Origin of the sequence: Streptomyces mirabilis, from assembly GCF_018310535.1 — a bacterium.
Lineage (GTDB): Bacteria > Actinomycetota > Actinomycetes > Streptomycetales > Streptomycetaceae > Streptomyces.
Genome location: NZ_CP074102.1, coordinates 6,336,472 through 6,348,891, shown reverse-complemented (window position 1 = coordinate 6,348,891; position 12,420 = coordinate 6,336,472). Strand labels below are relative to the sequence as shown.

The following is a 12,420-nucleotide window of genomic DNA, read 5'->3' as shown; positions in this document are numbered from 1 at the left end:
ATGGTCGGCTCCAGCGTGTGCCACCGCACTGGCCGCACGAACGAACTACCACCCCGGTCCACTGTGGGCGGGAGTAGGAGGAGCTGGATGTTCCAGAACGCCGACGAGGCCAAGAAGTTCATCGCGGACGAGGACGTCAAGTTCGTCGACGTCCGCTTCTGCGACCTGCCGGGCGTGATGCAGCACTTCACGATCCCGGCCGAGGCCTTCGACCCGGCCGAGGAGCTCGCGTTCGACGGTTCCTCGATCCGCGGTTTCCAGGCCATCCACGAGTCCGACATGGCGCTCCGCGCCGACCTGTCCACCGCGCGCGTCGACCCCTTCCGCCGCGACAAGACGGTCAACATCAACTTCTTCATCCACGACCCGATCACGGGCGAGCAGTACTCCCGTGACCCGCGCAACGTGGCGAAGAAGGCCGAGGCCTACCTCGCGTCGACCGGCATCGCCGACACCGCGTTCTTCGGCCCCGAGGCCGAGTTCTACGTCTTCGACAGCGTGCGCTTCGACACCAAGTCGAACGAGGCCTTCTACCACATCGACTCCGAGGCCGGCGCCTGGAACACCGGTGCCCTCGAGGACAACCGTGGTTACAAGGTCCGCTACAAGGGCGGCTACTTCCCGACCCCGCCGGTCGACCACTTCGCCGACCTGCGTGCCGAGATCTCCCTGGAGCTGGCCAAGTCCGGCCTCCAGGTCGAGCGCCAGCACCACGAGGTGGGCACCGCCGGCCAGGCCGAGATCAACTACAAGTTCAACACGCTGCTCGCCGCGGCCGACGACCTCCAGCTCTTCAAGTACATCGTGAAGAACGTCGCCTGGCGCAACGGCAAGACCGCGACCTTCATGCCGAAGCCGATCTTCGGCGACAACGGCTCGGGCATGCACGTCCACCAGTCGCTGTGGGCCAACGGCGACCCGCTGTTCTACGACGAGGCCGGTTACGCGGGCCTCTCGGACACCGCCCGCTACTACATCGGCGGCATCCTCAAGCACGCCCCGTCGCTGCTCGCCTTCACGAACCCGACGGTGAACTCGTACCACCGTCTGGTCCCCGGCTTCGAAGCCCCGGTCAACCTGGTGTACTCGCAGCGCAACCGCTCCGCGGCCATGCGTATCCCGATCACCGGTTCGAACCCGAAGGCCAAGCGCGTCGAGTTCCGTGCGCCCGACTCCTCCGGCAACCCGTACCTGGCCTTCTCCGCCCTGCTGCTCGCGGGCCTCGACGGCATCAAGAACAAGGTCGAGCCGGCCGAGCCGATCGACAAGGACCTCTACGAGCTCGCCCCCGAGGAGCACGCGGGCGTCGCCCAGGTCCCGACCTCCCTCCCGGCCGTCCTCGACCGCCTCGAGGCCGACCACGAGTTCCTGCTCGCGGGCGACGTCTTCACGTCCGACCTGATCGAGACGTGGATCGACTACAAGCGCACGAACGAGATCGCGCCGCTGCAGCTTCGTCCGCACCCGCACGAGTTCGAGCTGTACTACGACGTCTAAAGATCACGACGCCAAAAGACGCCTGGAAAACTGAGGGCCGCCACCTGTGAGTACAGGTGGCGGCCCTCGGCCGTGGTCCGTCAGGGCACCACGACGACTACGACTCCACCACCGAAGCCGTTGCTGAAGCCGTTGTTGAAGCCGAAACCGTTGTTGAAGCCGAAACGGTTGAAGCCGGTGTTGAAGCCGTTGTTGAAGCCGTTGTTGAAGCCGTTGTTGAAGCCGAAGCCGTTGTTGAAGCCGAACCCGCAGTTGTTCCCGAATCCACGGCCACCCCAGTTGGAACAGCCGAAGGTGGTGACTTGGGTCGGGGCTTGGGCCGGGGCAGCTGCCGAGGCCGTACCTGCTGCGCCGATCGCGGCGCCTCCGGCCATCAGAACGCCGATGGCGGATACCGCGAAGAAGCGCCTCGCACGTTGTGCCTTCATGGATGAATCCTCCTTGCACCCCTCGTGCGGTCTTTCGGAGGCACGAGACGGATGGCAGATGGCCGTGACCGCGGCGGAGCGGGTCCGGCGCGATGCTCGCCCGAGTACGGGGAGTACGTTCAAACCGCCGACGCGTGCAGCGGGCGTACTCCGATGGCGGCTCTTTTCACTAAGAGCTGCTCGCGAATAAAGGCTAGTCGGCGATCGACCACTCAGCATCTTGGGCGGAATCCCCCAGATCTCGCACGGAATCCCACAGGTTGCCTTTGCATCTCCTAGGGCTGTTCGGAACCGCTTCATGGGCGTCCGCAGGTGCACACTGGACAGCGGGACGAGTGCCTTACTGCGGGGGTGATGCAGATGCAGAGCCGGTTCCGGAGCGATCCGCGGTTGACCGTACGCATGACGGTCACGCTGTTCCTGCTCGGATTGCTGTACGTGGCCTTCGTCGCCGCGTTGATCGTGCTGCTGAAGTCCTGGGTGCTGGTCGTGGTCGTCGCGGCCCTGGTTCTCGGCGCGCAGTACTGGTTCTCGGACCGGATCGCGCTCTACGCGATGCACGGCCGGATCGTGGAGCGCGAGGAGTATCCGCAGCTGCACGGGGTCGTCGACCGGCTGTGTGCCGTCGCCGACATGCCGAAGCCACTGGTCGCCGTGTCGGACATCGACATGCCGAACGCGTTCGCGACCGGGCGGAACGCCGATCACGCGGTCCTCTGCGTGACCACCGGGCTGCTGCGGCGGCTGGAGCCCGACGAGCTGGAGGGCGTGCTCGCGCACGAGCTGTCGCACGTGGCGCACAAGGACGTCGCCGTGATCACCGTGGCCTCGTTCCTCGGGGTGATCGCCGGGCTGATCGTGCGGTTCGCCTTCTACTCGCAGCTCTTCGGCGGGCGCGGCCGCAAGGACCAGAACACCGTGGCGATCTTCATGGCGGTGATGGCCGTCTCCGCGGCCGTGTACGCGATCAGCTTCCTGCTCATCCGGGCCCTGTCCCGGTACCGCGAGCTGGCCGCCGACCGGTCCGCCGCCCTGCTCACCGGCCGACCCTCGGCGCTGGCGTCCGCGCTGACGAAGGTCTCCGGGGACATCGCGCGGATCCCGACCAAGGACCTGCGGACGGCACAGGCGTTCAACGCGTTCTACTTCACGCCGGCCCTCGGTGCCGAACCGGGGATCGCGAAGCTCTTCTCGACCCACCCCAGCCTGGAGCAGCGGCTCGAACAACTGGGCAGGATCTCGGCGGAACTGGGTGAGGCGGCGACTCCGGAAAACACCGCCTGACTCTTCTTCCTGCCCCTTCCCGACCCACCTGCTCGTCCTGGGCCATGGCCCTTCGTCCCTTCCGGAAAGGCAGCCGACTGCATGGGGTTCCTGGACATCCTGCTCGGGCGCACCAAGGCCGTCGCGCCCGATCTCGACCAGCTCTTCGGGCTGCCGTCGGCGGCCGTGACCCTGCAGGCCGCCGCCGGGTTCACCCCGACCGGGACGGGCGCGGTGTGTTTCGCGAGCGTCGAGGGCGGGGCCTTCGCCCAGGCACACCAGGAGGTGCAGGAGCTGCTCGACGCGGATGCCGAACGCACGGGTCCGCCGGTGGAGGTCAGCCGGGACGAGTACGGGTATTCGTGGCTGGTCTCGCGGCGGGAACCGGACGATCTGCCCGCGCTGGTCGGTGATCTGCACGCGGTCAACAGCGCGCTGGAGGGCAGCGGCTTCGGACCGCAGCTGCTCTGCTCCGTGGCCGGCTTCCAGGACACCGGGCAGCGACGGCTCGGGCTCGTCTACCTCTACAAGCGCGGCACCTTCTATCCCTTCGCACCGCTGGCAGGCGAGGCCCAACGGCGCGACAACGCGCTGGAACTGCAGGTCAAGGCCGCGCTCGCGGACGATCTGCGGATCGAGCAGGACCTCAGCCGCTGGTTCCCCATCTGGGGCGCCCCGGGTCTGTGACCTCCTGGGAACCGGCGTCCGGGTGCTACGTCCGGCGTTCCTGGCGGCGGGCCTCCAGCGGACGCTCGCGGCGGTAGCGGCGCTCCCACTTGGCCTGCTGGTCACGGCGCTGACGGTAGGCGCGGTAGCTGGTGTCCGGACGGGCCGGGGAACCGGACGTGCCCGAGGGCGCCGCCGCGGACGAGCTGCCCCAGGTACGGCCGTAGCGGGCGTACACGAAGAGCAGGGCGATCGCGGCGAGCCACAGGACGTGGTTCGAGAAGCCCAGGACGACCAGGGTCACGGTCGCGGAAACGATCAAGGTTCCCATGACGGGACTCCTTGTGTGCGTGGGTGGCTGTGTGCCGACAGGGCACTGGGGGTGGGTCCCCGTCCGTCGGTGCGTAGAGAGTAGCCCCGAGTCCGCCACCTGATGCCTGTCCGGCGAAAAGCGGACGTGGCTGAAAAGCGGGCGTGGGTCATGGGGGGGCATGGGTGAATGGGCGGATGCTCGCCTCCTTCGCACACGACCACGACGGTGAACGACTGAGCTGCGTCAGCGGCGACGGTGACGACGGCCATGGCAGCGGCCATGGCGATGGCCGAGGCGCCACGGCCACCGTCGTCCTGCTGCACGGCGCGGGCCTCGGCAACAAGGAGCGACTGCTGCCGCTGCTGGAGGAGTTCGTGGCACGCGGCTGCCGGGGCCTCGCCCTCGACTTCTCCGGGCATGGCGAAAGTTCGGGCGAACTCAAGGACCTGAGCCTGCGCCGACGCTTCGAGCAGGCCGTCTCCGTCATCGACGCGTCGGTCCCGGCGGACGGTCCGCTGATCCTCGTCGGGTTCAGCATGAGCGGCCAGACGGTGGCCGATCTCGCCGCGCACTACGGGCGGCGCGTGGTGGCGCTGGGCCTGTGCGCGCCCGCGGTGTACGGCGCCGAGGCGTGGCAGGTTCCGTTCGGGGAGGGCAGGAGTACCTCCCGCTCGAGCGAGGTCGAGAGTGGGGGAGGGCGCTTCAGCGAGATCATCCGGGCGCCGGACAGCTGGCGGCAGGCCCCCGCGCTCGATGTGCTGCGCGGGTACGACGGCCGTGCGGTCCTCGCCGTACCCGGTACGGACGCCGTCATCCCGCCCGCCGTCACCGAGGCCGTGACGGACGCGCTCACCGCCCGTGCCCAGTTCACCCGGCTCGAATTCCCCGATGCCGACCACATGCTGGGCCTGTGGCTGCGCGAACACGCCGCCGACCGGGCGCGGTTCGTGGACGCCGTACTCGTGGGACTGGGTGAGCGGGGGTGGACCGCGACCCGCGGCTGGGTGGCCAAACAGCTTCCGGCCGGCAGGAGCGTACGGGAGTCCACGGCCCTGCGCGGCGGCTGGAGCTCCCAGATGCGCCGGCTCGCCCTCGACGACGGTACGGGTCTGGTGCTGCGGTCGTTCGTGAAGCCCTTCTACCGCCGTCATGCGCCCGGCCTGCTGACCCGCGAGGCGTCCGTCCTCACCCTGCTCGCCGCGTACGAGGACGTGCCCACGCCCGAGCTCCAGGCCGTCGACGCCGCCGCCGAACACTGCGACCACCCCTCGCTGTTGATGTCCTCGCTGCCGGGCGGGGTACGGGTCGACGAGGAGGACCTGGACCGGCGCATCGACCTGCTGGCCGGCCAACTGGCCCGTATCCACGCGGTGGTTCCCGCCGACCGCCCGCGCCCCTACCAGGCATGGACCTCGCCCGAACGCGTCCGTGTGCCCCGGGGCGTGCTGTGGGAGCGGGCCGTGGACGTGATCCGGCGCGAACCCCCGGCGTACGAAGGGTGTTTCCTGCACCGGGACTTCCATCCCGGCAACGTGCTCTTCACCGGCGCGGGCGACGCGCTGCGGATCAGCGGGGTGGTCGACTGGGTGGAGACCTCGTGGGGGCCCGCCGACCTGGACGTGGCCCACTGCTCCACGGCCCTCGCGCTGCTGCACGGGGAGGCGTACGGCCTGGGGTTCCGCGCGCGGTACGAGGCACACGGCGGACGCCGACCGGCCGACGCCGAGGAGCACTTGTACTGGCGGCTGCTGGACGCTCTGGCCTACTCCCCCGACGCCGAGAAGCTCGCGGTGCCGTGGCGGGAACTGGGGCGCACGGACCTGACCCCCGAGCTGCTGGGCGAACGGCTGACGGCGTATGTGACCGGACTGTTCGAGCTGTACGGCTGAAGGCATCGGCGACGACGACGGCATGACGGTCGCCGGAGCGGGAGGCTCGTCTGCGGGTGTCAGGTCCGCACGGCGCGGGCTACGTCGGCGGTGACGTCTCCGGAGAGGGTGCGATTGCTGCGGGCGGTTGCGTCCTTGGCCGCGCCCGCCGGGACGTCTTTCAGGGTGACGACGACCGTGTCGAGGAGGTTGCCGCCCTTGTCGCGGAAGTCGACCTGGACCGCGTACGTCTTCGCCGCGGACGTCGGGTTGGTGGCGGTGGCCTTGACGGTGGCCCGCCCCGCGGAGTCGATGGTCACCTGGCCGCCGAGCTTCACCTCGCCCTTGGCATTCAGACCGTTCTTGAACTCGTCGAACTTCCGCCCGGCCTCGGCGGTCGCGGAGGCGAGGGTGCCGCCGGCCTCGGACGCGAGGGAGGAGGCGGCGGAGGCCACGTCGGACGGGGTGGTGCCGTTGGAACAGCCGGCCAGGGCCGCGCCGAGAACCAGGAGGAGCACGACAGCCACGGCCCCCGGGCCGGTCCGTCGTGCGCCGGGCGCTCGTATCCCGCTCACCCCGTGTACCCCGCCTGTCCCGCGTATCCCTTGCCTCGCGTGCCGCGCCATGTCGTCTCCCGACGTTCCGCTGCGGATTCCCGTTTCAGTCAAGGCCGTGAGCAGGGCGTACGCATGGCGGGGGCGCCGATCGGGTGAGGCGCGAGAGGATGCGGGGACGGCAGCTACGAGAGGGAGGCGGCGTGGGCGAGGAGCGACGGCACATCGCAGTGGCGGAGCGGCGGGCCCGGCTCGCCCTGCGACACCGGCTCACGGGGACGGCGCGCGCGGCGAGCCCCGAGGAGGTCGCCGGGTCCCTGGTCGCACTGCACGGGACCGATCCGGCGACGGTGTACCTGGCGGTGGGCGCGCGGCTCGCGGACGCCGGGAAGACGGTGGCGGAGCTCGACCGGGCGCTGTACGAGGACCGGACGCTGGTACGGATGCACGGCATGCGGCACACCGTGTTCGTGTTCCCCACCGAGCTGGCCGCGGTGGTGCACGCCTCGACGGGGCTCGCGATCGCCGCGAAGGCCCGGGCCGGGCTGGTCAAGGACATGGTGAGCGGCAGCGACGGGCGGCTGACCGAGGAGTGGCTCACCGAGGTGGAGGCGTCCGCGCTCGCCGCGCTGGCGCGGCGCGGGCAGGCCACGGTGAACGAACTCACCCAGGACGAGCCGAGGTTGAGGGAGCAGTTCACGTACGGCGCGGGGCGCGGTTACGAGAGCGCGCACACCGTGTCGTCCCGGCTGATGCGGGTGCTCGGGGTCGAGGGGCGGGTGGTGCGTGGGCGCCCGCTGGGGTCCTGGACGTCGACCCAGTTCCGCTGGGCCGTGGCGCCACCGCATCCCGAACTCCCGCCCTCCGAGGCCCAGCCCGAGTTGCTGCGCCGCTGGCTCGCGGTGTGCGGGCCCGCCACCGAGGCCGACCTCAAGTGGTGGACGGGGTGGAAGGTCACCGATGTGCGGCGGGCGCTGGCCGCGATCGGGGCGGTGGCCGTGTCGCTCGACGACGGGGCCACCGGATATGTGACCGCCGACGACACCGCCCCCGGCCCCGTCGCACCGTGGGCCGCGCTCCTCCCCGGACTCGATCCGACGGCCATGGGATGGCAGGAACGGGACTGGTACCTCTCACCCTCCCTCCGCCCCGCCCTCTTCGACCGCAGCGGGAATGTCGGACCGACGGTGTGGTGGGAGGGGCGGGTGGTCGGAGGGTGGGCGCAGCGGGCCGACGGGGCCCTGGTGTGGCGGGTGCTGGACCCTGCCGGGGTGGGGCGGGAGGCACTGACCGCCATCGAGGCGGAGGCCGCCCGCCTACGGGCCTGGCTGGGCCCGACCCGGATCACCCCGCGCTTCCGTACCCCCCTGGAGAAGGAACTGACGACGGGTTAGAGACGAAGGACACGGAGCTTCGCCCCGTATCCCCACCCGCCCGATTCGTTTGTCTGCGGGCCCGGTGGGGGCTGATCGCGGAGTTCCCCGCGCCCCTTGAGAGCGCTGGCGCGCATCTTTCAGCCTGTCCGGCGTTTGAGGACGAGGCCGTTCAGGCCGATCGGGGGTTTGGGGGCGGAGCCCCCGAGTAGGGGCGGCGGGGGCGAAGAACGTCACCCCCGCCGCCCCGGCGCTCAGCGCGCGTAACGCATCAGCGCGCGCACCATGTGGCACGTGGTGTCCGACGGCGGATGAACACCGATCGCCTCCGCGGTACTGCGGATCTTCTCGTCGCGGGCCTGATTCGGAACGTACACACCGGAGTCGAGCAGAGCGATCGCGAGACGCATCGCCTTGAGCCGGCGGTTGTGCGTGACGTACCACTCGCGAGGCCGCCCCGGCGGCAACGGGCGCTTCGCCACGGGCTCGTACGGCAGGTCCATCAGGACCGCCCTCTTGGACGTGGACTGAGTGGGCAGCGGCTTCAGTGCGGCAGCGGGCACAGGCATCCTCCTGTCGCGGTCAGGGCGCCATCCGGACCCCCCGGCGACACCCTCGAACACTGCTTCTAGTTTACTGCCCGGCACTGACATCCAGGGAGTCCACAGAGTCCGGCAAACATCCAGGTGAGCAAGGGAGTTGCCGCCGTGTCACAGCAGTTCCGGGAGATGTGCGTGAGGCGGCGGCAAATTCGAACAGACCCTCCGGTGGGCACGGCGGGGAGCCGCCCACCACCCACCGGGAAGGACGCGGCTCACGCCGTCAGGAGTAGGTCCAGCGCCACCCGTTGCGGTAGGCGCACGTGATGCCCGCACCGCCGGCATCCGTCGTCGAAGCGCCGTGGTCCCTGTTCCGGCAGTACTGCCCCGCCTCGTAGCAGTTGCCCGAGTTGGAGACGATCGAGCAGGTGCCGGTGTCGCTGCTCCCACTTGTGTCCGCGCCGGCATCCTGCGCGGCCTCGGTGACCGTCTTGGTCGGGCCCGGCGTCCGCACCGTCTTGGTGACGGTGACCCGCGGCTTCGGCGTCACGGTGACGGTGGCGGTGGCGGTGGCGGTCACTGTGACCGTCGGACGGGGGCCGGCGGCCGCGGCCTTCGCCGCGTTCACCTCGTCCTGCGCGCTCTGGGTGCCACCCATGGCCCCCAGACCGAACAGGAGGATCCCGGCCGCCCACACGCGCTTGCGCTTACGCCAAGGCCGCATGTCCGGCGGGCGCGGAACAGGCGGCCTTGTGTACGGGTCAGTCATCTCGCCCCCCTGATTGTGCTTTCGGGTGGGATGACGGTAGTTCCTGGCTTCGGCATATGACAGAGGCATGGAGATGAAGTGATGATCTTGTGATGAACCAACCCCTGGCCACAGGGCCCTCGGGGGTGGTGTGACGCCAGCGGAAAAGGGGGTCACGCGTAACGTGTGCGGCATGGAGATCTGGATCAATCCGGCCTGTTCGAAGTGCCGCAGCGCCATCAGCCTGCTCGACGCGGAGGGTGCGGAGTACACCGTCCGCCGCTACCTGGAGGACGTACCCACGGAGGACGAGATCCGAGCCGTACTGGAGCGGCTGGGCCTCGAACCGTGGGACATCACGCGGACACAGGAGGCCCTCGCCAAGGAGCTCGACCTGAAGTCGTGGGCGCGGGACGACAGTTCGCGCGGGCAGTGGATCAAGGCACTGGCCGAGCACCCGAAGCTCATCCAGCGTCCGATCATCACGGCGAACGACGGGACGGCGGTCGTGGCCCGTTCGGAGGAAGCGGTTCGGGACGCCTTGACTCGCATGTGACCCAAGCCACTTCGCTGACTCGTGTTAACCATTGAGTAACCCTGTTCGGGATCTCGTACATAGCGGCACACGGATCGCATCCGGCCGCCGCACGAGGCGGCCACGGACAGGAGGCGCACATGTCGCGTAGAAGGACTCTCAGTCCAAAGAAGAAGCTCGCGTTGCTGGTCAGTGCCGCCGCCGTGGCCGGAGGTGGCGCGTTCGCCATGGCGGCCACCTCGAACGCGGCGCAGACCGAGAACGGCCGGACCCTGTCCGCCGCGGACTCGACGGTCTGCCAGGGGCTCACCACCGCCCTCGGCAACAACCAGAAGTTCATCGACGGCCAACGGGCGAATCCCGACGCGCAGTCGGCGGCGCGGATCGCCAACCGCGAGGCGGTCATCGCACAGATCAAGGTGCAGCAGAAGGCGTCCGGTTGCGCGGTTGGGGAGTCGGCTCAGGGCTCCCAGACCACGCAGCCCGCGCAGTCCGCCCAGCCGGCGACGACCACACCCGCGCAGCAGCAGACCACCGCACCCGCGCAGGGGACGGGTGGTGGTGGCGCCGCCACCGGCCAGCAGGTCTGCAACGGCTCGACCGTCACCCTCTCGGGTGAGGGCGGCGCCCCGGCCGCGTCCAGCAACCAGTTCCCGGCCGGGACCAAGCTCAAGGTCACGAACCTGGACAACAACAAGTCCACGACCGTGCAGGTCACCTCCGTGTCGGGCAGCTGCGTACTGCTCAACAACGCGGCGTTCGAGCAGGTCCGGGAGCCGGGCAAGTTCCTGATCCGCCGGGCCCGGATCGAGAAGGTCGGGTGAGCGTCCACACCTGACGACTGAGGAACTCCGCCGACCGGACGGCGGTACCGGCCGGGCCGCGTACGGCAGCAGCCCCGCGGCCCGGACCGCCCCCCGAAGCGGGTCGTGCGTCCTGCTGTTCGCGGCCACGAACAGCAGGACCGGCACGTAGAGCGAGTTCGACACCGCACCTGGCGGTCACGGAGCCAGGTGCGCGCCCGCAAACCCATCGCATACGAGCCGCCGCCACCGGGACCGGGAGGATCACGGTGGGCGGACGCGTGTGCTCGCGGACTTCGCGAGCGGGCCACCGATAGCGGTCGCGAATCGCTCTCGGCGAGTGAGTCGCAGCACAGAGGCACCAGGTAACACGGGGTTCACATTCGAGCAATGATCGGGAAATCGCCTGTTGACAGGCTGCCGGGCATTACCGCGGCGCCCCAGTGCCGCAGCGCCGCAGCACCCGCAGTGCGCCCAAGACACACCCCCGAAGGATGTGGCCCGTGACCTTCAAGGCTGAGTACATCTGGATCGACGGCACCGAGCCGACGGCCAAGCTCCGTTCCAAGACGAAGATACTGGGCGACGACGCCAAGGGTGCCGAGCTGCCGATCTGGGGCTTCGACGGGTCTTCCACGAACCAGGCCGAGGGGCACGCCTCGGACCGCGTACTCAAGCCCGTCGCGACCTTCCCGGACCCGATCCGCGGCGGCGACGACGTCCTCGTGATGTGCGAGGTCCTGAACATCGACATGACGCCGCACGAGTCCAACACCCGTGCGGCGCTGGCCGAGGTGGCGGAGAAGTTCGCCGCGCAGGAGTCGATCTTCGGTATCGAGCAGGAGTACACCTTCTTCGACGGGGAGCGCCCGCTCGGCTTCCCCGTCGGCGGCTTCCCGGCCCCGCAGGGCGGCTACTACTGCGGCGTCGGCGCGGACGAGATCTTCGGCCGTGACGTCGTCGAGGCGCACCTCGAGAACTGCCTCAAGGCGGGCCTCGGCATCTCCGGCATCAACGCCGAGGTCATGCCCGGCCAGTGGGAGTTCCAGGTCGGCCCGCTGGCGCCGCTGGAGGTCTCCGACCAGCTGTGGGTGGCCCGCTGGCTGCTCTACCGCACCGCCGAGGACTTCAACATCTCCGCGACCCTCGACCCCAAGCCTGTCAAGGGCGACTGGAACGGCGCCGGCGCGCACACCAACTTCTCCACCAAGGCGATGCGCGAGGGCTACGACGCGATCATCACCGCGTGCGAGTCGCTGGGCGAGGGCTCGAAGCCGCTCGACCACGTCAAGAACTACGGCGCCGGCATCGACGACCGCCTGACGGGTCTGCACGAGACCGCCCCGTGGAACGAGTACTCCTACGGCGTCTCCAACCGTGGCGCCTCGGTCCGCATCCCGTGGCAGGTCGAGAAGGACGGCAAGGGTTACATCGAGGACCGCCGCCCGAACGCCAACGTCGACCCGTACGTCGTCACGCGCCTGCTCGTCGACACCTGCTGCACCGCCCTGGAGAAGGCCGGCCAGGTCTGATCCGCCCCACACTCGAACGAGGAGGCGCCCACCGTCACGGTGGGCGCCTCCTCTCGTCGTACGACGTCAAGTTCACGCCAAGGACGCGTCCGACCTGTGAGAGGAGTCTCCTGCCCGGCTCCGGCTTCTGCTTCAATGGGGTTATGGCCAGCTTCCAGAAGTACACCGCGACGGGTCGTCCCGACCTGGAGCCCTTCTGGCCTTCCCGTCAGCATCACGACTTCGACCGGGTGTGTTGCCGCGCGACGAACGCGCCGGCCCTCTAAAGCCGTACACCCCGGCCTTCGGCCAGCGCGCACGA

The 12,420-nt window shown here is 69.5% G+C and carries 13 protein-coding genes; 8 read left to right on the top strand and 5 right to left on the bottom strand.

What is annotated here, in order from left to right; all coding sequences use genetic code 11:
* The first annotated feature begins 87 nt into the window (after window positions 1–87).
* The gene (glnA, locus tag SMIR_RS27965; protein WP_054229275.1) at window positions 88–1,497 is read left to right on the top strand and encodes a type I glutamate--ammonia ligase; all 1,410 of its coding nucleotides are present in this window, start codon (window positions 88–90) and stop codon (window positions 1,495–1,497) included.
* An 80-nt stretch (window positions 1,498–1,577) separates the two neighbouring features.
* On the opposite strand, the gene SMIR_RS27960 is transcribed toward glnA, so the two are convergent.
* The gene (locus SMIR_RS27960) at window positions 1,578–1,925 is read right to left on the bottom strand and encodes a hypothetical protein (protein WP_168490700.1); all 348 of its coding nucleotides are present in this window, start codon (window positions 1,923–1,925) and stop codon (window positions 1,578–1,580) included.
* A gap of 360 nt (window positions 1,926–2,285) precedes the next feature.
* On the opposite strand from SMIR_RS27960, the gene htpX reads away from it, so the two are divergent.
* Both htpX and pspAB read left to right on the top strand, forming a co-directional pair.
* Window positions 2,286–3,209, top strand: coding sequence for a zinc metalloprotease HtpX (gene htpX / locus SMIR_RS27955; RefSeq protein WP_168500964.1), 924 nt, complete (start codon window positions 2,286–2,288; stop codon window positions 3,207–3,209).
* An 81-nt stretch (window positions 3,210–3,290) separates the two neighbouring features.
* The gene (gene pspAB, locus SMIR_RS27950; protein WP_168490702.1) at window positions 3,291–3,875 is read left to right on the top strand and encodes a PspA-associated protein PspAB; all 585 of its coding nucleotides are present in this window, start codon (window positions 3,291–3,293) and stop codon (window positions 3,873–3,875) included.
* 25 nt (window positions 3,876–3,900) lie between these two features.
* Here the strand turns inward: pspAB and SMIR_RS27945 are convergent, their stop codons facing one another.
* Complete coding sequence (locus tag SMIR_RS27945) at window positions 3,901–4,185, bottom strand: hypothetical protein (RefSeq protein ID WP_168490709.1); 285 nt, start codon at window positions 4,183–4,185, stop codon at window positions 3,901–3,903.
* Window positions 4,186–4,361: 176 nt separating this feature from the next.
* Here SMIR_RS27945 and SMIR_RS27940 point away from each other — a divergent pair, with 176 nt between their 5' ends.
* Window positions 4,362–6,056 carry an alpha/beta fold hydrolase gene (locus tag SMIR_RS27940; RefSeq protein WP_212727528.1) on the top strand — a complete coding sequence of 565 codons (1,695 nt, stop codon included), beginning with the start codon at window positions 4,362–4,364 and terminating at the stop codon, window positions 6,054–6,056.
* Window positions 6,057–6,115: 59 nt separating this feature from the next.
* Here SMIR_RS27940 and SMIR_RS27935 read toward each other — a convergent pair whose 3' ends face one another.
* Window positions 6,116–6,562, bottom strand: a complete 447-nt coding sequence (locus SMIR_RS27935; protein WP_168490713.1) for an FxLYD domain-containing protein — start codon at window positions 6,560–6,562, stop codon at window positions 6,116–6,118.
* A 197-nt stretch (window positions 6,563–6,759) separates the two neighbouring features.
* On the opposite strand from SMIR_RS27935, the gene SMIR_RS27930 reads away from it, so the two are divergent.
* The gene (locus SMIR_RS27930) at window positions 6,760–7,983 is read left to right on the top strand and encodes a winged helix DNA-binding domain-containing protein (protein ID WP_168490714.1); all 1,224 of its coding nucleotides are present in this window, start codon (window positions 6,760–6,762) and stop codon (window positions 7,981–7,983) included.
* A 233-nt stretch (window positions 7,984–8,216) separates the two neighbouring features.
* Here the strand turns inward: SMIR_RS27930 and SMIR_RS27925 are convergent, their stop codons facing one another.
* Window positions 8,217–8,525, bottom strand: a complete 309-nt coding sequence (locus SMIR_RS27925; protein ID WP_101405555.1) for a hypothetical protein — start codon at window positions 8,523–8,525, stop codon at window positions 8,217–8,219.
* 259 nt (window positions 8,526–8,784) lie between these two features.
* Window positions 8,785–9,270 carry a hypothetical protein gene (locus SMIR_RS27920; RefSeq protein ID WP_212727527.1) on the bottom strand — a complete coding sequence of 162 codons (486 nt, stop codon included), beginning with the start codon at window positions 9,268–9,270 and terminating at the stop codon, window positions 8,785–8,787.
* 172 nt (window positions 9,271–9,442) lie between these two features.
* On the opposite strand from SMIR_RS27920, the gene SMIR_RS27915 reads away from it, so the two are divergent.
* From SMIR_RS27915 to glnII, 3 genes are all read left to right on the top strand, one after another.
* Window positions 9,443–9,805, top strand: coding sequence for an arsenate reductase family protein (locus SMIR_RS27915; RefSeq protein ID WP_168490723.1), 363 nt, complete (start codon window positions 9,443–9,445; stop codon window positions 9,803–9,805).
* A gap of 119 nt (window positions 9,806–9,924) precedes the next feature.
* The gene (locus SMIR_RS27910; protein WP_168490725.1) at window positions 9,925–10,608 is read left to right on the top strand and encodes an SCO2207 family protein; all 684 of its coding nucleotides are present in this window, start codon (window positions 9,925–9,927) and stop codon (window positions 10,606–10,608) included.
* Between the two features lie 482 nt (window positions 10,609–11,090).
* Entirely contained in the window at window positions 11,091–12,119 is a 1,029-nt protein-coding gene (gene glnII, locus SMIR_RS27905; protein WP_101405551.1) for a glutamine synthetase, read from the top strand.
* Window positions 12,120–12,420 lie beyond the last annotated feature (301 nt).